Raw genomic sequence first — 25,433 nt, 5'->3', positions numbered from 1 at the left:
ACTGACTGACACACTGCCATCGGGGGCAAGCCCCCTCCCACATTTGGATTGCATTTCAGATTCTAGATAACGAACTTGGCCACCATCCCATTCAAATCCACCGCCAACCGCGACAGCTCATGGCTGGCCGCGCTGGTCTGGTTGGCGCCCGCTGCCGACTGCGTCGCCAGGTCACGGATATTCACCAGATTGCGGTCCACTTCGCGCGACACCTGAGCCTGCTCTTCCGAGGCGCTGGCGATCACCAGGTTGCGTTCGTTGATCAGGCTGATCGACTGGGTGATCTGCTCCAGCGCCACGCCAGCGGCGCGGGCCAGTTCCAGGGTGTGTTGGGTACGCTGGTTGCTCTGCTGCATGGATTGCACGGCTTCACCGGTGCCGTTCTGGATGCCGGCAACCATTTTCTCGATTTCCTGGGTGGACTGCGCGGTGCGATGGGCCAGCGCCCGCACTTCGTCGGCCACCACCGCGAAGCCACGTCCGGCTTCACCGGCACGCGCCGCCTCGATCGCAGCGTTGAGCGCCAACAGGTTGGTCTGCTCGGCAATCGCACGGATCACGTCCAGTACCTTGCCGATGTCACGCCCTTGCGCTGCCAGCCCTTCGATCATCGCCGCCGTGTTCTGCACATCCTGGGTCATGGTCTGGATTGCCCCGACCGTCTCCACCACCCGGTCGCGCCCTTCCCGCGCCGCCTGGTTGGACTGGCCGGACGCTTCGGAGGTGGACACCGCATTGCGCGCCACCTCTTCCACGGCTGCAGTCATCTCATTGACCGCCGTGGCCGCCTGGTCGATTTCATTGTTCTGCTGTTGCAAGCCACGGGAGGCTTCTTCGGTGACTGCGCTCAGTTCTTCGGCAGCCGACCCAAGCTGCGTGGCCGAGCCTGCAATGTGCTGGATGGTTTGGCGCAGGTTGGCCTGCATGGTCGACAAGGCACTGATCAGGCGCGCCGGTTCGTCCTTGCCGTCGTCCTCGATGGTTGTCGTCAGGTTGCCGCCGGCGATGCTTTCAGCCGCTTGCACGGCCTTGCGCAACGGCGTGACGATGCTGCGGGTCAGCAGCCAGGCCAGCAATACCGTCAGCAACGCAGCGGCGACCGACACCACTATGACGCCGGTAATGGCGCCTTCGTAACTGTGTTCTGCCTGGGTATCGGCAGCCTTGGCGCCGGCGGCGTTGAGGGCGATCAGTTTGTTCAATTGCTCGCCCATCTGGTCGGTGCCTTCCTTGATACGGCTGTTGATCAGGGCGCGCATTTCATCGACCTTGTCTTGCCTGGACAGGGCAATCATGTCGGCCTGGGCCTTGACGTAGTTGTCCAAGGTAGTGGCGAATGCCTTATACAACACCGCCTCCTCGGCACCTGCCGGCAACGCGGCGTAATGGGTCTGCGCGACCCTGGCCTTGTCTACCAACACGCCGATGCGGGCTTCGGCTTCCTGCAGGGCCGCCGGCTCACGGTTGACCAGCACGCGAAAGGACAGGATGCGCATGCGCAACACGTTTTCCGTCATATGCCCCAGGTACGTCACACTGGGCAGCTGATTGGTGCTCATGTCCAGCGAAGCCTGGCGCATCAGGGTCATGCGGTTGACTGCAAATACCCCCAAAATGACCACCAGGACCGCAATGAAGGCAAACCCGAGAAATGCGCGAGGGGCAATATTCAGATGACGCAGGGACATAAGGGGGCTCTCAGAAGTGATGTTCGCCAGCGGCCTGCCGCGAATCGATCCGTCAGCGCCAACGCGCTGCCCAGACCTTGGCCACCCCTGGTGTAATGGATAGGTTGGCCTATACGGGGTATCGGCTGATGTCGACGTTTTATGCAGGCGCTTTATAAATAATTTATTACACTTCTGACGACTGGCCGTTTCTGGCATCCTGCGCCTCCCTTTTCTGACCCGAGCCTTCATTTTGTCTGACGCTCAAGCCCCCCGCCCGCGCTATAAATCCGACCTGATCTACGGCCTGGAAGACCGTCCGCACTTCACGGCGGCGATATTTGCCGCCTTGCAGCATGTGCTGGCGAGCTTCGTCGGCATTATCACGCCGACCCTGATCGTCGGTGGTGTGCTGGGCCTGGAAAGCGAAGTGCCTTATCTGGTGAGCATGGCGCTGTTTGTCTCGGGTCTCGGCACTTTCGTACAGGCACGTACCTTCGGCCCCATCGGCTCCGGGCTGTTATGCCTGCAAGGCACCAGTTTTTCCTTTATCAGTGTGATCCTGAGTGCCGGCTTCATGGTCAAGGCCCGCGGCGGCGGCACTGATGAGATTCTTTCGACGATCTTTGGCATCTGTTTTTTTGCAGCCTTCATCGAAGTGGTGCTCAGCCAGTTCATCGGCAAGCTGCGCAAGCTGATTACCCCGGTGGTCACCGGCACCATCATCACCTTGATGGGCTTGTCGCTGATCAAGGTAGCGGTCACCGACATGGCCGGCGGCTTTGGTGCTGGCGACCTGGGCGCCGCCAGCAACATGGGCCTGGCGGCGCTGGTGCTGCTGACCATCGTGGTGCTCAATCGCTTCGACAACCCGTTCCTGCGCCTGGGCTCGATCGTGATCGGCCTGACTCTGGGCTTTGTGGTGGCGTGGTGGCTGGGCCGGGTGGACATGACCGCCCTGCCCCAGGTGCCCTTGATCAGCGTGCCGGTGCCGTTCAAGTACGGGTTTTCGTTCGACTGGGTGGCGTTTATCCCGGTGGCGGTGATCTTCCTGATTTCGCCGCTGGAGGCCGCCGGAGATCTGACGGCCAACTCGATGATTTCCCAGCAGCCGGTCAAGGGCCCGCTGTACATCAAGCGCATCAAATCCGGCCTGCTGGCCGACGGGCTCAACTCGGCCATGGCGGCCACCTTCAACAGCCTGCCGATGGTAACGTTCGCCCAGAACAACGGCGTGATCCAACTGACCGGCGTCGCCAGCCGCTACGTGGCGTACTTCATCGCCGGCCTGCTGGTACTGCTGGGACTGTTCCCGATGATCGGCGCGGTGTTGCAATTGATGCCCAAGCCGGTGCTGGGCGGCGCGACCCTGATCATGTTCGGCACCGTGGCCGTGGCCGGCATCAAGATCCTCGCCGAAGCCGGGCTGCACCGACGCAATGTGCTGATCGTGGCGATTTCCCTGGGAATGGGCCTGGGTGTGGCCGCCGTGCCGGAAGTGCTGCGCGACCTGCCCAAGGCGCTGCACAACATTTTCGAATCACCGATCACCGTGGGGGCGTTCTGTGCAATCTTGCTGAACATTTTCCTGCCGGAAGAGTTCATAGAGCTGCAAGAAGATGAATTCAATCCGGAGTCCTCTACCCTCAAGGTCATGCAGGACCCGGACGTTACCAAACACTAGGAGCACCTTTGTATGCGCAAGCTCATGGTTCTATCGCTGTTGCTACTGACCTTGAGCGCCTGCGCGCTGTTCCCCAATCGCGACCCGGTCAACATCAACGTGGTCGGCATCGAACCCCTGCAAAGCCAGGACCTGGAAGTACGCTTCGCCGTGAAGCTGCGGGTGCAGAACCCCAATGAAACGCCAATCGACTACAACGGCGTGGCCCTGGACCTGGAGGTCAACGGCCGCCCATTGGCCTCGGGCGTCAGCGACCAGGCCGGCAGCATCCCGCGCTTTTCCGAAGCCGTTCTGATGGTGCCGGTCAGCGTTTCGGCGTTCACCGTATTGCGCCAGACCCTGGGCTTGAGCCAGACCCAGAGCTTGAACAACCTGCCCTATGTACTGCGCGGCAAACTTGCGGGTGGGCTGTTTGGGACGATGCGCTTTGTCGAGCGGGGCACGTTGGACTTGCCCAACACCGCCACCTGGTGAACGGCGGGCGACAAACGCTGAAGATCCAATGTGGGAGGGGGCTTGCTCCCGATGGCTGTGTACCAGTCAGCCTATCTGCAACTGACCCACCGCTATCGGGAGCAAGCCCCCTCCCACATGTTTAACCGCGTTTAGTCAGTGATATAGCGCACGCCCGGCCTGGCGCGTTCATCCACCACCAATTCGAATATATCCGGCCGGGCATAATGCCCCACCACGTCATAGTCATACCTGGCCCGCACCAACTCATCGGTATCGATCCGCGCTGTCAGCAGGCCCGCCTCACCCACCAGCGGCCCGGCAAGAATGTCTCCCATCGGCCCGACAATCACGCTGCCTCCGGCAATCAACGGTCGATCCGCCGGCCAGTTGGCGACCTCCACGCCCAACGCCGCGGGCGATGCCTGTACCTGGCAGGCGCTCACCACAAAGCAACGCCCTTCATGAGCCACGTGGCGCATGCTTACTTGCCACATCTCGCGTTCATCCACGGTCGGCGCGCACCACACCTGTACACCCTTGGCGTACATCGCGGTGCGTAGCAGCGGCATCATGTTTTCCCAGCACACCGCGCCGCCAATCCGCCCGACTGCGGTGTCGATCACCGGTAACGTCGAGCCGTCGCCCTTGCCCCAGATCAGCCGTTCGGTGCCGGTGGGCATCAGCTTGCGGTGCTTGGCCACAAGCCCGCCCATGGGTTCAACGTACAACACGGTGCAATACAGGGTGCTGCCACTGCGCTCGATCACACCGACTACCAGGCTGGCCCCCGTGCGCGTGGACAACCCGGCCAGCGCATCGGTCTCGGCGCCCGGCACATCAATGGCATTGGCAAAGTAGCGGGCGAAGGCTTCGCGTCCTTGCGGCAGGCGGTAACCCAGTTGCGTGCCAAACCCTTCGCCTTTCGGATAGCCGCCCAACAAGGCCTCGGGCATCACCACCAGTTGCGCGCCGCTGCGCTGAATTTCGTCTTCATAGGCGAGTATCTGTTCGAGGGTTTCGGCCTTGCCGCCCGGTAGCGAGCCAATTTGTAAAGCAGCCACGATAGAAACAGGCATCACAGTTACTCCAAGTCAGTAGGGGTTGCCCATTCTCCGGCCAAGCTTGATCATGAATGAAGCCCCCCTCAGCACTGAATGATATGAGCCAAATCAATATCGCCCAGGTCGACCTGAACCTGCTCAAAACCTTCGAAGCCCTGCACGACGAATCCAGCGCCAGCCGCGCGGCGTTGCGCCTGGGGGTTACGCAATCGGCCATCAGCGCCGGTTTGCGGCGCCTGCGCGAGTTGTATGGCGATCAGTTATTTGTGCGCACGGGCCGTGGACTGGCCCCGACCCTGCGCGCCAATCAGTTGAAACCGGTGATCAGCGAAGCGCTGGAGCGCTGTCGGCAAAGCCTGGCGATGATTGATCCACAGAGCCCGAACTATCAGGGCCGTTCCGTGGTGCTGGGCCTGTCGGATGACTTTGAGATTGCCTATGGCCGTCGCCTGATGGACAGCGTCGCACAGCGTCTGCCGAAGCTGCGGGTGATCTTCCGCCAGACCCACAGCCAGATCGTCGCCGACGCCCTGCTCGACCGCAGCCTGGACCTGGCGATCACCGCCGGCGGGTTTGCCGAGCGGCGCCTGAGCCGGCAAGTGCTCGGGGAAGGTGACTATCGCTGCCTGGTGGATCCGGACAGCCTGGCGCCCGGCCAGCAACAGCTCGACCTGACGGAGTTCGTCGCGCGCGAACATGTGCTTGTGTCGTCGGGTGGGTTTATCGGCATTACCGATGAAGGCTTGGCAGCGCACGGTTTGAGCCGCCAGGTGTGCGCGTCCACCAGCCACTTTGCCGCCTTGGCGTTTCTGCTCAAGGGCAGCGCGGCGGTGGCGACGATCCCTGGGCATGCCGCCGAGGCCATCGCCCGCCTGACCGGCTTGCGCGTACTGCCCTGCCCACTGGCATTGCCCCGCTATCCGGTCGAGCTGGGCTGGCGCACCCAGGCCCAGCTCGACCCCTTGCTGTTGAAGGTTCGCGAGGCGATCGAGGCGTGCTTTATTTAGCCGCGGCCATCAGCTTGTTGACTTCGCTGCGCACCATGTTGGAAAACTCCGGCGGCGACATGCCGTCCAGTTCCGCGCGCACCCACTCGGCCCATTTGCCCTTGCGCTTGGCGCGCTCGCCGAACAAGCGCGCGGCTTCGCCCTTGGCCTTGCCCAGGTTGGTTTGCCACAGGTCGTAGAGACGGGACTTTTCATCTTCCAGCTCGGCGCGTTCGGCGAGGGTCTTGTTGGCGAGATTGAAGCTCATGTTGAATTACCTGCTGCACAAATAGGTGACATCTTACACTGTAGGTCGAAAAGACCTGATTTCGATTTTGCCGCAAATGGGCAACCCGCAAAATAACTGCAACTTTTGCCAGCGCCCGATACTCCATTGTTCACTGTCACCTACACTTGCAAGGAGTCACACATGGCCCGCAAAACCGCCGCCCAATCCGTCGAAGATCAAATCAAGGATCAAGCCTTCAGCGAACTGACTTCGCTGATTGAAGAATCCGACAAACTGCTCAAGAGCAGTGCATCACTGGTGGGTGAGGAAGGCGAAACCCTGCGCGAGCAGGTCGCCATCAAACTCAAACAAGCCCTGGACTCAGTGTCCAACGTCCGTGAGCGCAGCAAGCCGGTAGTCGATGCCACCGAGACTTATATCGGTGGTCACCCCTGGCAGACCGTGGCGATTTCCGCAGGCTTTGGCCTGGTGGTAGGCCTGCTGCTCGGTCGCCGTCACTGATAAGTACGGGCTGCGCCCAAGGCGCAGCCCCTTCAACCCGCGGCCAGCGCTTGCAGCTGCTGCAGCTCCTGTACCTCAAGTTCAATCCCCGTTTCCTGCGACTTCGCCCGTGCGCGATGCCGCCGATCCCCCGGCAACCGCCGCAACCCCGCCGCATGCATCTGTCGCACCAGTTCCTGGCTGCGCACAGCAAAGCTTTGCCCGGCGGTCTTGCTCGGGTCGATCACGATCAGCAGCTGGCCTGTCCACGGTGTACGCGCCCCCGGATGATCAGCCCAACTGAATTCGAACGAAAAATTACCGCCCGTTAACGCGGCCGCCAGCAACTCGACCATCATCGACAGCGCCGAGCCCTTGTGCCCGCCAAACGGCAACAGTGCGCCGCCTTCCAGAATGGCTTTAGGATCCTGGGTCGGCTGGCCCAGGCTGTCTACGCCCATGCCCGGTGGCAGGCGTTCGCCCTTGCGCGCGGCGATCTGCACGTCGCCATGGGCGATGGCGCTGGTGGCCAGGTCGAACACGATCGGCGGGCCGTCGGCACGCGGCGCGGCAAAGGCGATGGGGTTGGTGCCGAATAACGGGCGGTCGGCACCATGGGGCACCACACAGGTCATGCTGTTGACCACGCTCAAGGCCACCAGCCCTTCTTCGGCGAAGGGCTCGACATCCGGCCACAGGGCGGCAAAGTGATGGGAATTGTGAATCGCCAGCAGCGCGATGCCGGCGCTACGGGCCTTGTCCACCAGCAACGCTCGCGCCGCTTCAAGGGCGGGCTGGGCAAACCCGTTGCCGGCGTCCACCCGCACGAAGCCGGACGCGACATCGGTCACCACCGGCACGGCCTGGCCATTGACCCAGCCACTGGCCAGGCTACTGAGGTAACCGGGGATGCGGAAAATGCCGTGACTATGTGCGCCGTCGCGCTCGGCGCTGGCGCAATTGTGCGCCAGGATCGCAGCTACTTGTGGCGAGGTGCCGTGCTTCACGAACACCGCTTGCAGCAACCCCACCAGGTCGTTGAAACCGATGAGCGCTGTCGCGTTGTCAACTATCGGGGACTGGGCAGACATCTGTAGCTCCGATTTTGTAATTGGAAGAGGCAACAAGAATCCAGACCGACGATTAAACAACGCCTTCCGTGCCTGCTGTCAACGGGCGCTTGACGTCTGAGCCAGTTATCTACCACAGCACGCCCGCCGCCGCCCTCTACGTTGACGGTTCATAACCGCGCAACAATGGAGATGCCGGATGGCGAATGTGACCGTGCCCTACTTTTTCGATGAATTCCTGCATCCTGTCAGCCGCAAGGAGCCCACGCCACGGGAGCGTGCGCTGGGCTTCACGGTGAAAGATCTGAATTGGCTGCACACGCTGTACTACGCCACTGACACGGCACGCAGGGACACGACCTTAAACGAGTACCCCATGCTGGTGGAAAGGTTGCTGATCAACCCCACCGGCAAACACCCCACCCCACTGGCAGGCGCCTTTGTCATCAGCCCGACGCCGGACGAGGCAAAGGCCGTGCTCTACACCCCGTACACAGGGCTGGAGTTGTTCGACAGCCACACCGCCCTGCTCAATGAAGTGGACGAGCGGCTGAGGCAACCTGCACAACGCAGCGATTTGCTGCGCTTTTTGTCTATCGACGAGCAGGATGCGCTGCCGCTGGCGGTGCGCCTGACCGCGACCACCTCCGTCATCCAGGGTGCGGTGATGGAGGACCAGCAGCAAGCCATCCTGGACGGCCAGCAGAAAAACGTAGCAGTCATGCTCGACGAGTTGCGCAAACTCCCAAGCCTGCACGGGATGCTCGACACCTTGCTCGGCATCATGGCCCGCCCCTATTTCCCGGGCCTGAACCAGCGCGATACACGGGTGAGCTTCTTCAGCCGAGAGTCGGCCGCAGAAGACCGTCGATGGGTCACCTCCGAGCCCCTGCGCGATGCGCTGTTGCGTTTTTATGTGAATCACGCGTGGCCGACGGAGCAGACGCATACTTTTTCCAATATCGGTCTCGACACCGCCGCCCATACCCCGGAGCAACAGGCTCAAGACCAGCAGCGTTGGGACAGCGTGATCGAACAAACCAGCGGCATACTTTCAACGTTGTTGAACAGCCTGTTGCAGACCTACTGGAACGAGGACTTCAACGGCCGCCAGTCACGCCGACGCTTTTTCAGCCGGGTTATCAGTGACAAATGCCGCGTTGACCTGCTGTTGAAGCAACAGGAAATGATTCTGTCCGCCGATCAAAGTCAAAAACTGAGGACGCTGTTCCTTCCCGACCAAGCCGCGCGTACCGCCTCCGACAGTCGGCTGAGCGTAGAAAAGGTGCGCATACATGCGCCGTTTCAACATTACGTCGATCTGGCCAGCACCCTGATGATCAGCAATTCCCAAGCTTACCTCTACACCCAATCACGGGGTTTGCAGGTACTCGCAGACCTGAACGACCTTAACGATGCCCTGTTGAGCATGCTCAAAACCGCAGGACACGAAGATGAGCTGCTCAATTTCCTGTCCGTGGATGAGCGCAGTGTGTTTGTCGGCATGGATCACATTCAGGTGACCGGCAAGCCCGTCGCTGGCGATGTGTTCCAGGAAATCATCGAGGACATCATCGCCAAGCAATTCGACAACCTGGAAACGGCGCTGGGACTGTTTCGGCGCAGCGCGGGCGGGGTCGACCTGGCCGCACAAGTCGAAAGTGCCCTGGACGTACGGACCATGCTCGACAGCCGTTTGCTGGAGCAGGAGACGGACGGGCGCTGGAGCGTCCATCCCATCACCACTGACAGTGGCCGCCCCACCACGGTCCAGGCGGAAAAGTCCAAGTTGCACCTGCAGCGATTGCAGGCGATCGAGGCGGCAATGGCCGAGGAGCGCAGCCGGTATCTGACCTTGCGCGAACTGGCGGCCCATGCACTGGACGCCGAGTTGGCCAAGCGCCAATTGGCGCTGAAGGCCGACGAGGTTCATATCAATACCTACCCCACCCAGGCCCTGGAGCGCGAAATCCGCCCGCCCCTGGCCTCATCGAGCATGGTCGAGCACTTCATTGCCCGCCTGGCCCGGCAAACCGATGCGCTGAGCGAGTCCAGCCTGACCTGGTTCTACGGCGACCGCCATGCCGGTGTCGCCTATAAGCTGCATAACCTGAGCATCGCGACCTTCAATTCGATCATCGAGCGAGTCCTGGGCACGTTTGCACGTGACGACCTGCGTGCACTGCCCAATCTCCTCCTGGAGAATAACCAGGCGCACCTGAGCCTGGGCATGTTGCAGGGTTTGAGCGGTGAGGCGCAGTTGAGACGGCTGCACAAGAGTTTGCCGGCCCAAAGCCTCGCCCTGCTGGACAGCGTTCTGAACGCCAACAGCATGACCCGAATGACCCGTCACGGCCTGAACGGGTTCATACCGGATGCCTTTGGCCTGACCCTCAAAACCGGCGCGCAGAGCACGCCTCAGGCCCTGGCTAACTGTTTTGTGCTGACCGAACGTGGCGGCACGGACCCCATTCATTCAGGAACGGCGCTGCTGTGGACGCCACGTAACGGCTACGAGGCCTATGGGTCGATCAAGGCCCTGCGCCAAGCAGTGGAGCAACGCTTGCAAGACCCCCTGAAGCGATTAACCCTGCTGGAGAACCTGCCGATCTCCAAGCGTGTCCCCCATCAGGCCTGGCAGTTCGGCCCACTGCGGCGTATCGACGACCACCTGCTGCACGACCGGCAACAGAGCTACAGTGACTTCACGCGAGACGAGATAGACCATTTATTCTCGATGAAATTGAACGCAGAGCGCTTTCAGGACTGCATGGACAGCATCATCCGCCGGGCACCACCAACCAACCTGCCCAGGTCCATTGCCATTGCGCGGGCCCTGATCAACCTGCAAGCGCTGCCGGTATGGCTGGGCATGGCAAGCCCCCGCGAGCAACGCCTGCACGCCGAACTGCTCGAGCAATACCGCATCAGCGCGCCGGACGAGCGTGACTACCTGCACAGCATCACGCCTCTGCGCGACGCGGCCAGGAGCACCCTTTCAACCTTGCTCGATAAGCGTTTTCCAGGGCAATCGATCAACCCGGACGACGTACTGATACCGAGTCGTATCGACTTGAAGGGCAGCGCGCAGACCCTGACCGACTTCGCCCTGCGGCACTTGCCCGAGCTGCACGCCGAAGACATCAAGCCACTGTCGCGTACAGCCACCGAGCTACCGGCGGGACTGGACGGCGATGCCATCGTGCAACTGGTTCGACAACTGGATTTGAAAAGTACCTTCCAGAAGCTACTGACCACCCACCTCAAAGACCAGACCGAGGATAGCCGCGAGCGTCGTCAATTGTTCTGTCGGCAATTGCCCTGGCAGTTGCTGCACTATGCCCATCAACAAACCCTGGATGAGCGGCTGTCCGCGTCGGCCTGGGGCTTCATCCGGCATGTCTTCGATATGCCCGACGCGCTGGCGCGTGCCGCCGTGGCGGGCGTAACGGCGATCATTCGGCCCCTCGAACTGCTCGCCACCCCAGGCGCGGCGCTGGTCAAAGCGTTGGGCTGCTACTTGATCGGTCCCAAGGCCGGCGCTTCTGGCCCCCTGATCCTGTACGCCCCCTACAGCCCCACACATGGCTTGAAGGAATATGCCAATGAAGCGGCGTTCCTCAACGAGTTGACCACGCCCGGTGCGCTGCAGGACTGGGTAGTCGGCCAGTTGGAGGCGCCCGAGCAAGCCACTTACCGCAATTTGCTCAACGAAAAACCGCGCCATGAGCGCTCGGAGATCAGTTTTGGGGCAACGCCTATCACCGGCAACCTGCTCAAGCGGCTGTTTGAAGACAATGCCGAGATGCTCCTGGGAATGCTGGCCTCCCAGTTCTCGCGATCAGGCCAGGCAGCATGGGATGCGGTCACCAGCCTGCTCACCCAGGAAATCCCCAAAAGCCTGCAGTTCCTGGCCGGCAAGCTGGCCTACCCGTTGGCGGTGTGGCGCAGCCACAAACTGTTCAAAACCTCCGCCGAAGACTTGCAGCAACACCGCTGGCAACAGGCGCTCAAAACCTTCATCGCAGGCGTGGCTGCATTAGCCTCCCTGCGCGAGGGCCTGGACCAACTCTTGCCGCAAACGCCCGCCCCAAAGGCAGACGTGAAGCTGGATGTGGTGGATTTGACGGCACCCTGGCGCACAGAGCTGCAAGCCTTTGAACAGCACGATATCGCCTTGCGCGATCTGGAGCTGAGCGCGCAAAGCCACCTCTATCGGGGCAAGACGGACATCCAGCATTTCGTGCCGTTGGCGGGCAAGGTGTACCCGGTGAAAAGTGCCGGTGAGCGTTGGCGCCTGAACCAGGGCGAGCTGCAAGGCCCCTATATACAACGCGACGCCCAGGGCGCATGGGTGCTGGATCTCGACCGGCATCATCCACTTTACGGCAAAACGTTGAGTCGCTTCTCAGACAAGGTTCAGACGCGAGGAGCCGAACGCGACTCCATCAATATCCAAGCGGTGGGGATGAGGCAAATTGCCGCGTTATCCAGCTGGAAAGCACAGTGCATTGATGAAGCGCTCAACGTGGCGACTTATTACACGGTCACCTGCAAACGCAACCTCCTCCACTACGCGACACACCTGGATCCCCTGAGCCGGCTCGGGCGGATTTTCGGTGAGTTGTTCGGCGTGGTCACATTGACGCTCGATCAGGTGGGAAGAATCGAGCGGCGCATCGATGAGGTTCTCAACGAGTTGACCAACCACACCTTGATCAACCCCGACTCACAGCGTTTTGTCTGCGGCACCCATCGCTACAATCCGCGACAATCCTTTGCTTTCGTGATTCCCAAGGATGCGGACCAGAAGATCTATTTGCTGGACCGCTTCTTCGACCCGCCCATGGACATCTATCAAAATCATCTGAACATCCCCTTCGACATCTCGGCCCATGCACGAGCTACCATATTGATTCACGAGATAACCCATCTCAAATCCCAGACCGAGGACCTGGCCTACCTGGACAGCATGCGGCCGTTCCCAGACCTGATCAAAGTCAGCACCCCGCGTACCAAGCTGATGCAGACCGACCTTTCGGACCTGCGCTTAAACGCGCTGTCCCTCATGACGCCGGTCAGGCTGCTGTTCAAGACATGGGACGATTTCAGTCAGGCATGGGAAGATTTCGGCAGCAGTGACGCCACGTCGGCGCAAAAGGCAAAGGTACTGAGCACCACCGGTGGCCGAACGCTGGATGACGCCCGGTCGATCTTCATGAGCAATGCCGACAAACGTATCGACACGATCCTGGCCAATGCCGACTCCGTCACTTACATGATCAGTGAACTCGGCCGAAAGCTGGATATAGGAGCCTGAACAGGCTCCCGGCGGGAATGTGCTGATTTTCAGGTCACGCCAAACGAGAACAAGTTCCAATTGATATGCAATTGCCATGACGGCTGTTCTCGCTGTCCGCCTCGGGAGGTTAGAATGTGCGAAATCAGGATGAGTTAATGAGCGAAAAGTCCCTTACAGAAGCCGAATATGACGCCATCACCGACGCCGCCGCGCATTGGTGCATGCGCATGCATGCGGGCGACTGCACGGCGGCGGAGCGTCAAGCCTTTACCCAATGGCACGATGCGCACCCGCTGCACGCTTTCGAATACGCCGCCATGCTGGAAATCTGGGAAGTCGCCGACCACCTGCCCCGCAGCCCGGCGCCGCCGCTGGTGTTACCGTTCAAGCCACGCTCGCGTTGGCGCACCTACGCGGTCGCAGCCGCGATTTGCCTCGCCGCGTTGCCCCTGGCCGCGTTCACTGGCTGGGAAGCCGGCTGGTTGCCCAGTTCCTATAAGCGTTTCGAAGCGGTCAACGGTTTGCGCAACATCACCCTCGGCGATGGCAGCCAGGTGGAGTTGAACCTGGGCACCGAGCTGGTCTACAGCGACTACAAGGACCAGCGACGCGTTACGCTGAAAAAGGGTGAAGCATTTTTCAAGGTCAGCCATGACAGCGCCCACCCCTTCATCGTGCGCGCAGGGGAAGGCCAGGTGCGGGTGACCGGGACTCAGTTCAACGTGTGGAAATACGAAGACAAGGTCCGGGTGATGCTGCTCGAAGGCTCGGTGCAGATCGCCAGTGACAACCTGCACCCCGGCGTACAACTGAGCCCGGGCATGCAGGCCAGCTATCATCAGGGCGACACCACGCCCGAGGTCCAGGCCTTCAACCCCAATGACAGCGCGCTGGCGTGGCGCACGGGCAAACTGGTGCTCGATAACCTGGCCCTGGCCGACGCCCTGCCGCTGATCAACCGCTACCTGGACAAACCCGCGATGCTGGCGGACGCGGGCACCGGGACCATTCGCATTGGCGGTATCTATAACCTCAGTGAGGTCAACAACCTCATCCCCTCCCTGCCCAAGGTGCTGCCGGTCTACCTGACCCAGAACCAGGATGGCAACCCTGTACTCAACTCCATTCCGCGTAAAACGCCCAAAGGCTGAGCCTGCGGCTACCTGTCCATTTTTGAAACACTCAACTGCGCTGAATCGCCCAGTGGCTGCGGATTCATGATTTTGTCATGGGCACTGTTTCATCAGTGATACAACTGGCGCGTGCAGCGGGGCATATCGCGCCGCAGGGCGACTGTCTCACGCCTGAAACACCCCAGCCGATCAATCCTCCCGCGCAACTCGCAATACACTGAATCCAGAAGAAAAATAAAAAGCGGCACGCCTTCTGCTCTTTCCCTGACAACGCTGTTTAGGGTCAGCGTGAATAACAAGGACTGCCGCCGTGAACGCACTCACTCATGCCTCGATAAACGCACTGCTGATCAGTTGCGTGCTCAGTGCTGGCATCAGCCTGCCGAGCCAGGCGGGTGATGGCATGATCGTGACAGGGCGCACCGTGCAAGGTCATATGTACGGGCGCACCTCCCTTCCGGACCCCTACCCCAACACCGCCAACGCCAACCCCAGCAAAGAAGTGAACAGCGCCATTTCCGGCGAACTCAGCGATGTGGACATCGGCGGTATTCGCAGCGGTTCGAGCCTTGCGCGTTCCCTCCAGCCCAGCGGTAATCAGGCGGGCTTGAGCGCCACGCAAAACGGCATGTCGACCCTGGGCACCGGCGCAGCCGCCGGCCACGGCGCGGGCAGCGGTATGGGTGGGCAGATCAGTGATTCGATCCAGCGCGGCATGACCCCCTTGAATAACCTCGGCAGCATGATGGGGGGCAAGTAATGAAGCGCCTCGTGCTGATGGTGGCGCTGCTGGGCAGTGCGTCGACGATGGCTGACAACACCGCCGTGATCCAAGGCAGCGGTAACCAGTACGAAGGCGTGCTGTCGATCAACCAGGCGGCCGGTAACCAGCAACAGATGTCCAACAGCCGCGCCATTGTCCTAGGCGGCCAGGCCACCAACCTCAACATCCAGAAACTCGACGGCAACGTCGACCCGTCCTTGAACGCCAAGGCGGCGATCCTGGGCACCTCTTTCAGCAACGGCAACGGCGTGCTGGGCATCAACCAGTCGGCCGGGGCCAATAACCAATCGATCAATGCCGTGCGGATCAGTCTCAATCCTGGCCCGCAAAGCATCGATGACAGCGTCCTGTTGCAACAGAACACGACGCAGTTGACCGACTCAGGGCTCACCCCCACCACTGGCAGCCGCCAGGTCGTGACCAGCGACCAGGCCTTCACCGGCAGCCGAGGAGTGATTCAGGTGAACCAGAGTGCCGGGGTGGGGAACCGAGTGGCTAACACCCTGGGTATCACTATCAAGTGAACGCTTGGTAGCACTGGCTGGACCGTACCAACACTTAACCCAACTAATCAGAAGCAAGGAGAAACACCATGAAACCTCAAATGGCTCTGAAACCATTGGTTTTCGCTCTCGCCGCGCTCATGGCTGCCGCCGCTCAAGCAGGCGGTGGCTGGCATCCGGCGCCTCAACCTAGCGGTACTGTTGCCGCTGTGGTCACTGATGTGCAAAAAAGCCAGCACAACAAATTCGACGACACCAACACCGAAAACAACGCCTCTGCCGACGGTTCGGTCACCAGCAACAGCGGTAACGTGGGCGTGAACGTGCAGTCGGGTTCCGGCAACCAGGCTGACAACGCCGGTGCCATCTCCAGTGCCAAGGGCGACTTTGCCACCGTGTTCGCGGTGATCGATGTGGATCAAGGCAGCAGCAACAACAATTTCGTCAACAAAGGCACGCAAAACAACGCCTCCCTGGACAGCTCGGTGAACGGCAACTCCGGTAACGTGGGTTACAACGGCCAGGCCGGGCAAGGCAACCAGGGTAAAAACAACCTGGCAATCACCACCGCTGACGGCAAGAACATCGCAGCGGCTTCCAACACCGAGCAGAACTCGCTCAACAACAGCTACCTCAATAGCGCCACCAGCAGTCATGGCTATGGCAAACCGCAATACGTGTCCAACAACGCCAGCCTCGACAATTCGGTTAACCGCAACTCCGGCAACGTGGGTGTGAACCTGCAGTCCGGCGCCGGCAACCAAGGCAGCAACAGCCTGTCGATCGGTCAAGGTTGCAGCGTCTGCGCCAGTGGCGTGCGCTTCTGAGCCAACGGGGCCTTGGCGACAAGGCCCCTTTTTATTCCAGTGTCCAACAGGTCATTCGATCATGCGCCTCGCGACCCTCACCCTCCTGATGTTACTCACCGGCCCCGCGTGGGCAGGCACCATGGCGATCTCCGCCATGCCTGGCGGTGCGGTGATTTTCAAGAAGGTCGAGAGCATCCGTGAACGCCGGTTCGCCAACCTGGTGGAACAGAAAACCGATTTCAGCTGCGGTGCCGCGGCACTCGCCACCATCCTGCGCCAGGCCTATTGGCTGGACGTCGACGAAGATCACCTCATCAAAGGCATGCTGCTCACCGCCGATCAGGACCTGGTGCGTACCCAGGGTTTTTCCATGCTGGACATGAAGCGCTACCTCGAAAGCATCGGCATGCGTGCCCGGGGCTACAAGATCGCGCCAGACACCCTGATAACCGTGAAAATCCCGGTGGTGGTGTTGCTGGAAATCCGTGGCTACAAGCACTTCGTGGTGATGCAGCGGGCCGACAAGGACTGGGTGTATATCGGCGACCCGGTGCTGGGCCATAAGCGCTATTCGCGGGATGACTTCGTCAAGGGTTGGAATGGCATCGTGTTCGCCGTATTGGGCGAAGGCTACGACAAGACCAACGTGTTGCTCGACCCGCCTGCGCCGCTGACCGCCAAGAACCAGTTGAACGAGTTCCGGCCTGTAGGCGACGCCGAGCTGATGGATTTCGGTTTTATCCAGAGCGACTTCTTCTAGAAGCGCAATAAGGAGCAGGACGCTCCAGGAGCAAAAGATGAACACTTCCCGTTGGCTGACGGTTTTGTGTCTGGCAGCCTCGATGCCCGCTTATGCTTCATCGGGTTTCAAACCGATCGAACTCAAGGATTCGGAAATGGCCGAGCTGCGCGGCCGCTATGTGATGCCGGGGCGAATCATCAGCTTCGGCATTGTCATGAGCAGCACCTGGACCAATGCCGTGGGCGACAGCATCACCGGCAAGGCCAGCCTGCAGCTCGACAAGGCCACCATCACCCCGCAGTTCTACGTACAAACCACCGGTTCGGCGGGGGCTGGGAGCAACCAGGACATCGGCGCCGGCAATGTGGTCGGCGGCGCGGGCCTTGGCAGTGGCCAGGGTGTGATCCAGAGCGTGCGCACCGCTGGCGATGGCAACACCGCCCACAACACGGTGGGCATCAACGTCACCCAGGACGGCTTTGCCCCTGCCAACATCGTGCAGTCCGGGCAGGTATTGGTGGCCGGCGGCATCGTCAGCGGCGACAGCCCGGCAGGTCATGTCAGCGTGTCGGCCAACCAAGGCGGCTTGCAGATGGCGATCCAGGCCAACCACAACCAAGGCAACAGCCTGCAGCAGATCGGCGGCGGGAATGTGCTGCAAGGGACGGTTTTGACCGGCAATAGCAACTTCGTCAACAACATGACCCAACTCAACGTCGTGATGAACAATAACGGTTTGAACAACGGCGCGTTGAACTGCAACCTGGATCAACTCAAAGGCCTACGCACGCTCGGTTATTGAACTACGCTGACCCTCGACACTTACGCATCAAAAAGGACGGCTTATTTCATGCATAGATCGATATCGCTCCGCGCGGTGGTCTGTTTAAGTACGCTCTTGCCCGCCTCCGTGCTGTATGCCGCACCGGATGCCGATATCGAAACCCTCAAGCGGGAACTCCTGGAACTCAAGCAACGCTACGACGTGCAGCAAAAGGCCCTGGCCGTGCTGGAACAACGCGTGCGCCAGGTGGAAGATCAACCGCAGACGCCAGCGCCCAGACGCCTGGCCAAATCCCCCGCCGACTTCAAGAAAGGCGGCACCGTCGTCGCCGGCACGGGCGCGGCTGCGGCATCGGGTGGTGCCGGCGGCGGCAGCTCCTACGGCCAGTCACTCAAGGACGACTCCGCCCCCGCGCAGAGCGTGAGCAACCTCTACAACGAGGCCAGCGGCTTTTTCGGCAATGGCAAGTTCAGCTTGGAAACCGGTGTCACCTATGCCCGTTATGACGCCCGCCAGCTGACCCTCAACGGCTTCCTCGCGCTGGACTCGATCTTCCTCGGCAACATCAACCTGGACCGGATCAAATCCGACAGTTGGACCCTGGACCTGACCGGGCGCTACAACGTCGACAATCGCTGGCAGTTCGACCTCAACGTGCCGGTGGTCTACCGCGATTCGACCTATCAGTCCGGCGGCGCCGGCAACGATGCCACGGCCACCTCGGAAGGTTCTGTCACCCGCGACCCGACCATCGGCGACGTCAACTTTGGCGTGGCGTACAAATTCCTCGATGAAACCCCCACCCTGCCGGATGCGGTGGTATCGGTACGGGTGAAGGCGCCGACGGGTAAAGAGCCGTTTGGCATCAAACTGGTCAAGCAGCCCAACAACGACAACCTGTACATACCGGAAAGCCTGCCGACGGGCAACGGCGTCTGGTCGATCACGCCGGGCATTTCCCTGGTCAAGACCTTCGACCCTGCCGTGCTGTTCGGCTCGCTGTCGTACACCCACAACTTCGAAGACTCGTTCGATGACATCAGCAGTGAGGTCAATCAAAAGGTCGGCGGCAAGGTGCGCCTGGGTGACAGCTTCCAGCTCGGCGTCGGCGTAGCCTTTGCGCTTAACGAGAAGATGAGTATGTCGTTCTCGGTATCGGACCTGATACAGCGCAAAAGCAAACTCAAGCCCGACGGCGGCGACTGGCAGTCGGTGGTCTCCAGCGATGCCAACGCCGGCTACTTCAATGTGGGCATGACGATTGCCGCATCGGGTAACCTGACCATCGTGCCGAACCTGGCGATCGGGATGACCGATGATGCGCCGGACTTTACCTTCAGCCTGAAATTCCCGTATTACTTCTGATTGAGAGCCGTGCGCTTTTAAATGTGGGAGGCCCCACTACCTCTTCGACGTAGCGCTGTCGCGCAGCAAACTGGGGGCGCCTACAAATATTCTTGGCGCTGAGGTGATCGTTCCCGCGCTCTGCGTGGGAATGCCTCCTGGGACGCTCCGCGTCCCGCCAAGCGCTGCAAGTTTCGGCGATTGCGCACAGGTGACGCGGAGCGTCACGGGCTGCAATCCCACGCAGGAGCGTGGGAACGATCTTTGAATGGGAAATTTCAGTTTTTAACTGAAAAATAATCCTTTAAAATCAGCGAGTTATTTTAAGTTTGATAAGAGGGGGCTTGCCCTAATGCCGGTCAGTTAAGAAGTAGCAGGAGCGAGAATTAACTTGTGGCGAGGGAGCTTGCTCCCGCTGGGGCGCGAAGCGGCCCAAAACAATGGGACTGCTGCGCAGTCCAGCGGGAGCAAGCTCCCTCGCCACAGGTTCGGTGTCGCCTTAACTGACTGGCATTAGGGCTTGCTCCCGATGGCCCTAGCGAATCTGGTGTTTATGCAGCAACCGGTAGAACGTCGGCCGCGAAATGCCCAGCACGCGGGCGGCGACGCTGAGGTTATCGCTGTGCCGATGGAGCACATCACACAACGCCTGACGTTCGGCGCGGTGTTTGTAATCTTCCAGTGTCGCCATCGGTGGTGAAGCCGCCTGCTCGCCTTGCAGCCCCAGATCCACCGCTTCGATCTGGCGCCCTTCGGCCAACACCAGGCCACGGCGCACGCGGTTGGCCAACTCACGTACATTGCCTGGCCACAGGTGCTGCCCCATCGCCACCAATGCATCTTCGCTGAAGCTGCGCGGGCGGCGGCCGGTTTCCTGGCTATAGAAGCGCGAAAAGTGATTGGCCAGCATCGCCACGTCACCATGGCGTTCACGCAAGGGTGCCGTGACCACTTGCAGGACGTTCAGGCGGTAATACAGGTCTTCGCGGAAAGTGCCCTTCTCGACAGCGGCCTCAAGATCCACGTGGGTAGCAGCCAGCACCCGCACATCCACCGGGATAGGCTGGCTGCCGCCGACGCGCTCGATCTGTTTCTCCTGGAGAAAGCGCAACAGGTTGGCTTGCAGTTCCATCGGCAGATCGCCGATTTCATCGAGGAACAGCGTGCCACCGTGGGCGGCCTCGATGCGTCCGACCTTGCGCTGGTGCGCACCAGTGAAGGCACCCTTTTCATGGCCGAAGAGTTCCGACTGGATCAGGTGTTCCGGAATCGCCCCACAGTTGATCGCCACAAACGGCTTGGCGTGCCGCTGGGATTGCCGGTGCAGGGTTTTGGCCACCAGTTCCTTGCCGGTGCCGCTGTCGCCCCGAATCAGTACCGGGGATTCAGTCGGCGCCAACTTCGACAACAACTTGCGCAGTTCACGAATGGGCCGGCTGTCGCCCAGCAGCTCATCCCCAGGCCCACCCACGGGGGTGTTGCCCTTGCCGCGCAGACGCGCCATGCCGAAGGCGCGTCCCAGGGTGACCTGCACCCGCGACACGTCGAACGGCAAGGTGTGGAAGTCAAAGAACCATTCGCAGACGAAATCGCCGACGTTCTGCAGACGTAATACATCCTGGCTGAGTACCGCGATCCACTCGGTGCCGCTACGGCCAATCAGTTCCTTGACCGCTTCGGGGCGTTCCAGATGACACGGCTGCAGCCGCAGCAGGCCGACATCGCAGGACCTATCCCCCACCGCTTCCAGGGCACAGCTGTCCACGTCCCATCCGACCGTGCGTAAGCCCGGTAGCAACCCATGGCAATCCGCACACGGGTCGACCACCAGCAAGCGGCGTTGGACGGGGGACACAATCATGAATATTCCTTGGCGTCAGAACATTATCGTTATTAGAAACAACTGTTTGTGATGACTGACAGGGACCTTAGCAAAATTTTGACGCAGCCTTTGTAACCATTCGCTATAAGTGCGGGCAAAACGCCACCTATCTTTGAACCGTTAACGCCCGGGTTGAGCTTTTAAAACAGCGACTTACATGACGTTAGTCAGGAAACATTAAAATTTGTTGCTCTAGCATGTGACCCGTACCCCACCATCGCGCATCAGTACAAGTAACCCACCGCACGGTCAGCCCAACCGCCGGTACTCACTTGAATGGGCATAGAGAGAGACGACCCACATGAACGCTCCGCTGCGCATCAACGAAGCTCTTTTGATTGCAGACCGCGCTTTCCAACCCTTTCAGTGCGTGGCCTGGCACGATGGCAATGGCGCCCTCAGCCTGAGCGTCATTGACCGCACCAATACCCGCATCGGCTGCAAACAGCTGTCCTCGAACACTTACACCGACCCGGCGCAACTGGAAAACCTGTTGTTGCAGGCGCGTGCCGAGCTCGACAAAGATGGCTACAAGTTGCAGCAGTGGGCAATGCCCAAGTAAGTCGGCAGGTTAACTTCCGATCACTGCACTCGCGTGATCGGAAGTTTGACTTACTTATCGCGCGGTCAGAATAAATCGCTCGAACGCTTCAGCAGCGCCGTCTTCGACATTACTGCCGGTGACGACACTGGCCTGACGCTTGACGGTTTCTTCCGCCTGGCCCATTGCGATCGATAAACCGGCCACCTGGAACATCGCCGGGTCGTTGCCGCCGTCACCAATGGCCGCCGTTTGCGCAAGCGGCACCCCAAGGTGCGCCGCAATGGTCTTCAAGGCCTCGCCCTTATTGGCCAGCATCGCCGTCACATCCAGGTAAACCGGCTGCGAACGCGACACCTGGGCCAAGCCCTGTACCTTGGGCTGCAATTGCGCCTCCAGCTCCACCAACAACTGCGTGTTGTTGCTGGCGGCGACGATCTTGTCGACCCGGTCCAGGTACGGCTCGAAACTCTCGACCACCACCGGCCCGTACCCCAGGCCATCGGCTTCGCGCTGCACCATCGGCCCTGGCGGGTCACGGCGCAGCCAATCGCCGTCGGCGAACACCCACACTTCCACGTCCGGCTCGGCGGAAAACAGCGCCAACGTCATCAGGGCTGCTTCCGCCGGCAGATGGTGGGCCACCAGGATGCTGCCATCCGGGTTGATCAAGGTACCGCCATTGAAGCCCGCCACCGGCACGTCGATGCCAAAGGTCTCGATCAAATGCAGCATGGCCTTGGGTGGCCGTCCGCTGGCCAGGCTGAAAAACACCCCGGCCTCACGCAGCGCGCGCACCGCATCGGCGGTGCGCTGGCTCAGGCTGTGATCCGGATGCAGCAACGTGCCGTCCACGTCACTGAGGATAAAGCGGATGGGATGAATCGCTGCATCACTCATCCGAGGCTGTGCCAGGTGCGACCATCACGGGCCAGCAAGGTGTCAGCCGCCGCCGGGCCATCTTCGCCAGCCTTGTAAGTCTGGATACCGTCATCTTCTTTCCAGGCATCCAGGAACGGCTGCACGGCACGCCAGCCGTTCTCGATGTTGTCGGCGCGCTGGAACAACGTCTGGTCGCCGGTCATGCAGTCGTAGATCAGCGTCTCGTAACCGGTCGACGGTTGCATCTCGAAGAAGTCCTTGTAGTCGAAGCCCAGTTCGATATTGGCCATTTCCAGGGTCGGCCCAGGCTTTTTCGCCAAAAGGTCGAACCACATGCCTTCGTTCGGCTGGATCTGGATCTTCAGGTAAGTGGGCTTGAGCTCGTCGACCTCGGTGTCGCGAAATTGCGCGTAAGGCGCCTGTTTGAAGCAGATCACGATCTCGGTGTCGCGGATGCTCATGCGCTTGCCGGTACGCAAGTAGAACGGCACGCCGACCCAGCGCCAGTTGTCGATCATCACCTTCAGAGCAACGAAGGTCTCGGTGCTGCTGTCGGGCGCGACGTTGGCTTCTTCACGGTAACCCGGCAGCGACTTGCCGGCGATTTCACCGGCGGTGTACTGGCCGCGAACGGAATTGGCCCGCGCATCTTCCAGGGACCAGGGGCGGATTGCCCCCACCACCTTGGCCTTCTCCCCGCGCACCGCGTCGGCACCGAAGGCAGCAGGCGGTTCCATGGCAACCATGGCCAGCAACTGGAACAGGTGGTTGGGCACCATGTCTCGCAGGGTGCCGGTTTTTTCGAAGAAACTGCCACGGGTTTCCACGCCGACCGTTTCCGCAGCGGTGATTTGCACATGATCGATGTAGTGATTGTTCCAGAACGCTTCGAACAGCACATTGGAAAAACGGCTGATCAGGATGTTCTGCACCGTTTCCTTGCCCAGGTAATGGTCGATGCGATAGATCTGTTTCTCGCTCATCACCTTGAGCAGGCACGCATTCAAGGCTTCGGCGGAGGCCAGGTCGGAACCGAACGGTTTCTCGATGACCACGCGGCGAAAGCCCTCCTCGGTTTCATTGAGCAACCCGGCGCTGCCCAGGCGTTGCACCACTTCACTGAAGAAGCGCGGTGCGGTCGCGAGGTAGAACACGGCATTGGCGGTGCCGCTGTCGGCAATTTTCTGCGCGATATCCGCGTAGGTGCTGTCGTCGAGGAAGTCGCCCTCGACGTAGCTGATGCCTTTGGCCAACTGGGCCCACAGGTGTGGGTCCAGCGCATTGTCGGCATTCCCCCGGACTTTGCTGGCCGCCTCGGTGCGAATGAAATCCTCGAGCTTCTTGGCAAAGTCCGCGTCGCTGACGGCGTTGTGATCAACGCCCACGATACGCAGGCCATCGCCCAGCAACCCGTCGCGGCTCAGGTTGTACAGCGCCGGCATCAGCAGGCGCTTGACCAGGTCGCCATGGGCGCCAAACAGGAACAACGTAGTGGGTGGAGCGGGTTCGGCCTTGGGTTTCTTGCCGTTGGCGGTCATTTTTTGGAAGTCTCCACGTGGCCGCCAAAGCCGAAGCGCATGGCCGAGAGCATTTTGTCACCGTAGGTGCTCTGCTGGCGCGAACGGAAACGGGCGAACAGCGAGGTGGACAGCACCGGTACCGGCACCGCTTGCTCCATGGCCGCTTCGATGGTCCAGCGGCCTTCGCCACTGTCGGCCACGGAGCCGGAGTAGCCGTCGAGTTTCGGGTCGGTGGCCAGGGCATCGGCGGTCAGGTCCAGCAGCCACGACGACACCACGCTGCCACGGCGCCAGACTTCGGCGATGTCGGCCACGTTCAGGTCAAAGCGCTGATCTTCCGGCAGGTTTTCCGAGTTCTTGGTCTTGAGGATGTCAAAACCTTCGGCAAACGCCTGCATCATTCCGTATTCAATGCCGTTATGGATCATCTTGACGAAGTGACCGGAGCCCGCTGGGCCAGCATGGATATAACCCTGCTCGGCACGTGGGTCGGCAGAAGCCGAACGGTCCTTGGTGCGAGGGATGCTGCCGATACCGGGGGCGAGGCTCTTGAAGATCGGGTCGAGGCGCTGCACGGTTTCCACGTCGCCGCCAATCATCATGCAGTAGCCGCGTTCCAGGCCCCAGACACCGCCGGAAGTGCCGACGTCAACATAGTGCAGGCCCTTTTCCGCCAGGGCCTTGCCGCGACGCACGTCGTCCTTGTAATTGGTATTGCCGCCGTCGATGATCACGTCACCGCTTTCCAGCAGCTCACTGAGTTCATTGATGGTGTCTTCGGTCGGCGCGCCCGCCGGCAGCATCACCCATACCGCGCGCGGCTTTTGCAGGCCGGCCACCAGGGCCTCCAGCCCGGCGACGCCGGTGGCGCCCTCCTCGCTCAAGCCCTTTACGAATGCTTCATTACGGTCATAAACAACGGTGGAATGCCCATTGAGCATCAGGCGCCGCGCAATATTACCGCCCATGCGGCCTAGTCCGATAATCCCCAGTTGCATGTGCTGATGCTCCTAACTGCAAAAAAATGTGTGACATAGTTTATAGCGCAATGAGGCTAATGAGGGTTAGTCCAGAGCGGATCCGTGTAGTTTCATGGCAAAAAAGTTGCCATCATTTCACCATCAACCCTGTAAAAGTCACACGACCACCAAAAATAAAAAAGTTCCCTTGATGTGAAAAAGAATTCAGACTTACCTCCGACTGTTGCCGCGAACCGATTCGGCAGCGCCGTTGACCGCCATTTGCGAGGTAAGCAATGAGCACAGCACAGATGACCCGACCGCCTCAGACCCTCTACGTCAGCATCCGCCGCGATGAATTGCGCCAGTTGAAGGACGAGCGCGATCAGTTGCAACAGGAAGTCCTGCGTCTGCGTTCACATCTGCAGGCCCAGCTTGAACTGCCGTCCGGCGCCAAGCCCGCGCTCTGCTGAGCCGCCCTGGCGAGCCCGTAAGGCAATACCTACAGAAAACTCACAAAGTTTTCACACACTTATCCCGATACTCCCGCCCGCGATGCCGCTCACTTTCTGGGCGGCCCGATGTCGCGCGCCT

At 60.6% G+C, this 25,433-nt stretch carries 22 protein-coding genes; 14 read left to right on the top strand and 8 right to left on the bottom strand.

Going from position 1 to position 25,433, the window contains the following annotated elements; translation table 11 throughout:
• Nucleotides 1-62: 62 nt before the first annotated feature.
• Entirely contained in the window at nt 63-1,688 is a 1,626-nt protein-coding gene (locus C4J86_RS10795) for a methyl-accepting chemotaxis protein (RefSeq protein WP_124362401.1), read from the bottom strand.
• A 232-nt stretch (nt 1,689-1,920) separates the two neighbouring features.
• Here C4J86_RS10795 and C4J86_RS10790 point away from each other — a divergent pair, with 232 nt between their 5' ends.
• The gene (locus C4J86_RS10790; protein ID WP_124370364.1) at nt 1,921-3,351 is read left to right on the top strand and encodes a nucleobase:cation symporter-2 family protein; all 1,431 of its coding nucleotides are present in this window, start codon (nt 1,921-1,923) and stop codon (nt 3,349-3,351) included.
• A 12-nt stretch (nt 3,352-3,363) separates the two neighbouring features.
• Nucleotides 3,364-3,825: an LEA type 2 family protein gene (locus C4J86_RS10785; protein WP_124370363.1), complete on the top strand. Its 462-nt coding sequence runs from the start codon at nt 3,364-3,366 to the stop codon at nt 3,823-3,825.
• A gap of 131 nt (nt 3,826-3,956) precedes the next feature.
• On the opposite strand, the gene C4J86_RS10780 is transcribed toward C4J86_RS10785, so the two are convergent.
• A complete protein-coding gene (locus C4J86_RS10780) occupies nt 3,957-4,883 on the bottom strand; it encodes a carbon-nitrogen hydrolase family protein (protein WP_124370362.1) in 927 nt (308 codons plus the stop codon).
• 92 nt (nt 4,884-4,975) lie between these two features.
• Here C4J86_RS10780 and C4J86_RS10775 point away from each other — a divergent pair, with 92 nt between their 5' ends.
• Nucleotides 4,976-5,875 carry a LysR family transcriptional regulator gene (locus C4J86_RS10775; protein WP_124372416.1) on the top strand — a complete coding sequence of 300 codons (900 nt, stop codon included), beginning with the start codon at nt 4,976-4,978 and terminating at the stop codon, nt 5,873-5,875.
• Here the strand turns inward: C4J86_RS10775 and C4J86_RS10770 are convergent.
• Entirely contained in the window at nt 5,868-6,122 is a 255-nt protein-coding gene (locus tag C4J86_RS10770) for a hypothetical protein (protein WP_003190904.1), read from the bottom strand. The genes C4J86_RS10775 and C4J86_RS10770 overlap by 8 nt on opposite strands.
• A 162-nt stretch (nt 6,123-6,284) precedes the next feature.
• Here C4J86_RS10770 and C4J86_RS10765 point away from each other — a divergent pair, with 162 nt between their 5' ends.
• Nucleotides 6,285-6,605 carry a YqjD family protein gene (locus C4J86_RS10765; RefSeq protein WP_124362397.1) on the top strand — a complete coding sequence of 107 codons (321 nt, stop codon included), beginning with the start codon at nt 6,285-6,287 and terminating at the stop codon, nt 6,603-6,605.
• Between the two features lie 32 nt (nt 6,606-6,637).
• Here the strand turns inward: C4J86_RS10765 and C4J86_RS10760 are convergent, their stop codons facing one another.
• Complete coding sequence (locus C4J86_RS10760) at nt 6,638-7,675, bottom strand: Ldh family oxidoreductase (protein WP_124370361.1); 1,038 nt, start codon at nt 7,673-7,675, stop codon at nt 6,638-6,640.
• Nucleotides 7,676-7,853: 178 nt separating this feature from the next.
• Here C4J86_RS10760 and C4J86_RS10755 point away from each other — a divergent pair, with 178 nt between their 5' ends.
• The 8 genes from C4J86_RS10755 to C4J86_RS10720 all read left to right on the top strand — a co-directional run bounded on the left by C4J86_RS10755 (nt 7,854) and on the right by C4J86_RS10720 (nt 19,076).
• Complete coding sequence (locus tag C4J86_RS10755; RefSeq protein WP_124370360.1) at nt 7,854-12,974, top strand: dermonecrotic toxin domain-containing protein; 5,121 nt, start codon at nt 7,854-7,856, stop codon at nt 12,972-12,974.
• A gap of 137 nt (nt 12,975-13,111) precedes the next feature.
• Nucleotides 13,112-14,107, top strand: coding sequence for a FecR family protein (locus C4J86_RS10750; protein WP_124370359.1), 996 nt, complete (start codon nt 13,112-13,114; stop codon nt 14,105-14,107).
• Between the two features lie 292 nt (nt 14,108-14,399).
• A complete protein-coding gene (locus tag C4J86_RS10745; protein WP_124370358.1) occupies nt 14,400-14,849 on the top strand; it encodes a hypothetical protein in 450 nt (149 codons plus the stop codon).
• The gene (locus C4J86_RS10740; RefSeq protein WP_124362393.1) at nt 14,849-15,397 is read left to right on the top strand and encodes an adhesin; all 549 of its coding nucleotides are present in this window, start codon (nt 14,849-14,851) and stop codon (nt 15,395-15,397) included. The genes C4J86_RS10745 and C4J86_RS10740 overlap by 1 nt, the downstream gene beginning before the upstream one ends.
• 68 nt (nt 15,398-15,465) lie before the next feature.
• Complete coding sequence (locus tag C4J86_RS10735) at nt 15,466-16,203, top strand: hypothetical protein (RefSeq protein WP_124370357.1); 738 nt, start codon at nt 15,466-15,468, stop codon at nt 16,201-16,203.
• 61 nt (nt 16,204-16,264) lie between these two features.
• A complete protein-coding gene (locus C4J86_RS10730; protein WP_124366640.1) occupies nt 16,265-16,945 on the top strand; it encodes a C39 family peptidase in 681 nt (226 codons plus the stop codon).
• A 37-nt stretch (nt 16,946-16,982) separates the two neighbouring features.
• Entirely contained in the window at nt 16,983-17,729 is a 747-nt protein-coding gene (locus tag C4J86_RS10725; protein ID WP_124370356.1) for a hypothetical protein, read from the top strand.
• 48 nt (nt 17,730-17,777) lie between these two features.
• Nucleotides 17,778-19,076 carry an autotransporter outer membrane beta-barrel domain-containing protein gene (locus C4J86_RS10720; protein WP_124370355.1) on the top strand — a complete coding sequence of 433 codons (1,299 nt, stop codon included), beginning with the start codon at nt 17,778-17,780 and terminating at the stop codon, nt 19,074-19,076.
• A gap of 514 nt (nt 19,077-19,590) precedes the next feature.
• On the opposite strand, the gene C4J86_RS10715 is transcribed toward C4J86_RS10720, so the two are convergent.
• The gene (locus C4J86_RS10715) at nt 19,591-20,916 is read right to left on the bottom strand and encodes a sigma-54 dependent transcriptional regulator (RefSeq protein WP_124370354.1); all 1,326 of its coding nucleotides are present in this window, start codon (nt 20,914-20,916) and stop codon (nt 19,591-19,593) included.
• Nucleotides 20,917-21,238: 322 nt separating this feature from the next.
• Between C4J86_RS10715 and C4J86_RS10710 the strand changes: the two genes are divergently transcribed.
• Nucleotides 21,239-21,499, top strand: coding sequence for a hypothetical protein (locus C4J86_RS10710; protein WP_124370353.1), 261 nt, complete (start codon nt 21,239-21,241; stop codon nt 21,497-21,499).
• A 54-nt stretch (nt 21,500-21,553) separates the two neighbouring features.
• Here the strand turns inward: C4J86_RS10710 and C4J86_RS10705 are convergent, their stop codons facing one another.
• From C4J86_RS10705 to gnd, 3 genes are read right to left on the bottom strand one after another with little or no spacing between them, the layout of a single operon-like run.
• The gene (locus C4J86_RS10705) at nt 21,554-22,378 is read right to left on the bottom strand and encodes an HAD family hydrolase (RefSeq protein ID WP_124370352.1); all 825 of its coding nucleotides are present in this window, start codon (nt 22,376-22,378) and stop codon (nt 21,554-21,556) included.
• Nucleotides 22,375-23,898 (bottom strand): glucose-6-phosphate dehydrogenase, encoded by a 1,524-nt coding sequence (gene zwf / locus C4J86_RS10700; protein WP_124362385.1) that lies wholly within the window; start codon nt 23,896-23,898, stop codon nt 22,375-22,377. Before zwf ends, C4J86_RS10705 begins: the two co-directional genes overlap by 4 nt.
• Complete coding sequence (gene gnd / locus C4J86_RS10695; RefSeq protein WP_124362384.1) at nt 23,895-24,878, bottom strand: phosphogluconate dehydrogenase (NAD(+)-dependent, decarboxylating); 984 nt, start codon at nt 24,876-24,878, stop codon at nt 23,895-23,897. Before gnd ends, zwf begins: the two co-directional genes overlap by 4 nt.
• Nucleotides 24,879-25,135: 257 nt before the next feature.
• Between gnd and C4J86_RS26840 the strand changes: the two genes are divergently transcribed.
• Nucleotides 25,136-25,312, top strand: a complete 177-nt coding sequence (locus tag C4J86_RS26840; RefSeq protein WP_163003427.1) for a DUF6026 family protein — start codon at nt 25,136-25,138, stop codon at nt 25,310-25,312.
• Nucleotides 25,313-25,433: the final 121 nt, after the last annotated feature.

The organism is Pseudomonas sp. R2-7-07 (genome assembly GCF_003852355.1).
GTDB lineage: Bacteria > Pseudomonadota > Gammaproteobacteria > Pseudomonadales > Pseudomonadaceae > Aquipseudomonas.
This window is presented reverse-complemented; position numbering and strand designations above follow the sequence as displayed.

What these genes read in the sequence shown, in the direction of transcription:
- C4J86_RS10795 (WP_124362401.1), bottom strand. Translation starts at nt 1,688, where the DNA reads ATGTCCCTGCGTCATCTGAATATTGCCCCTCGCGCATTTCTCGGGTTT.
- C4J86_RS10785 (WP_124370363.1), top strand. Translation starts at nt 3,364, where the DNA reads ATGCGCAAGCTCATGGTTCTATCGCTGTTGCTACTGACCTTGAGCGCC.
- C4J86_RS10780 (WP_124370362.1), bottom strand. Translation starts at nt 4,883, where the DNA reads ATGCCTGTTTCTATCGTGGCTGCTTTACAAATTGGCTCGCTACCGGGC.
- C4J86_RS10770 (WP_003190904.1), bottom strand. Translation starts at nt 6,122, where the DNA reads ATGAGCTTCAATCTCGCCAACAAGACCCTCGCCGAACGCGCCGAGCTG.
- C4J86_RS10765 (WP_124362397.1), top strand. Translation starts at nt 6,285, where the DNA reads ATGGCCCGCAAAACCGCCGCCCAATCCGTCGAAGATCAAATCAAGGAT.
- C4J86_RS10760 (WP_124370361.1), bottom strand. Translation starts at nt 7,675, where the DNA reads ATGTCTGCCCAGTCCCCGATAGTTGACAACGCGACAGCGCTCATCGGT.
- C4J86_RS10755 (WP_124370360.1), top strand. Translation starts at nt 7,854, where the DNA reads ATGGCGAATGTGACCGTGCCCTACTTTTTCGATGAATTCCTGCATCCT.
- C4J86_RS10750 (WP_124370359.1), top strand. Translation starts at nt 13,112, where the DNA reads ATGAGCGAAAAGTCCCTTACAGAAGCCGAATATGACGCCATCACCGAC.
- C4J86_RS10740 (WP_124362393.1), top strand. Translation starts at nt 14,849, where the DNA reads ATGAAGCGCCTCGTGCTGATGGTGGCGCTGCTGGGCAGTGCGTCGACG.
- C4J86_RS10735 (WP_124370357.1), top strand. Translation starts at nt 15,466, where the DNA reads ATGAAACCTCAAATGGCTCTGAAACCATTGGTTTTCGCTCTCGCCGCG.
- C4J86_RS10730 (WP_124366640.1), top strand. Translation starts at nt 16,265, where the DNA reads ATGCGCCTCGCGACCCTCACCCTCCTGATGTTACTCACCGGCCCCGCG.
- C4J86_RS10725 (WP_124370356.1), top strand. Translation starts at nt 16,983, where the DNA reads ATGAACACTTCCCGTTGGCTGACGGTTTTGTGTCTGGCAGCCTCGATG.
- C4J86_RS10720 (WP_124370355.1), top strand. Translation starts at nt 17,778, where the DNA reads ATGCATAGATCGATATCGCTCCGCGCGGTGGTCTGTTTAAGTACGCTC.
- C4J86_RS10715 (WP_124370354.1), bottom strand. Translation starts at nt 20,916, where the DNA reads ATGATTGTGTCCCCCGTCCAACGCCGCTTGCTGGTGGTCGACCCGTGT.
- C4J86_RS10710 (WP_124370353.1), top strand. Translation starts at nt 21,239, where the DNA reads ATGAACGCTCCGCTGCGCATCAACGAAGCTCTTTTGATTGCAGACCGC.
- C4J86_RS10705 (WP_124370352.1), bottom strand. Translation starts at nt 22,378, where the DNA reads ATGAGTGATGCAGCGATTCATCCCATCCGCTTTATCCTCAGTGACGTG.
- zwf (WP_124362385.1), bottom strand. Translation starts at nt 23,898, where the DNA reads ATGACCGCCAACGGCAAGAAACCCAAGGCCGAACCCGCTCCACCCACT.
- gnd (WP_124362384.1), bottom strand. Translation starts at nt 24,878, where the DNA reads ATGCAACTGGGGATTATCGGACTAGGCCGCATGGGCGGTAATATTGCG.
- C4J86_RS26840 (WP_163003427.1), top strand. Translation starts at nt 25,136, where the DNA reads ATGAGCACAGCACAGATGACCCGACCGCCTCAGACCCTCTACGTCAGC.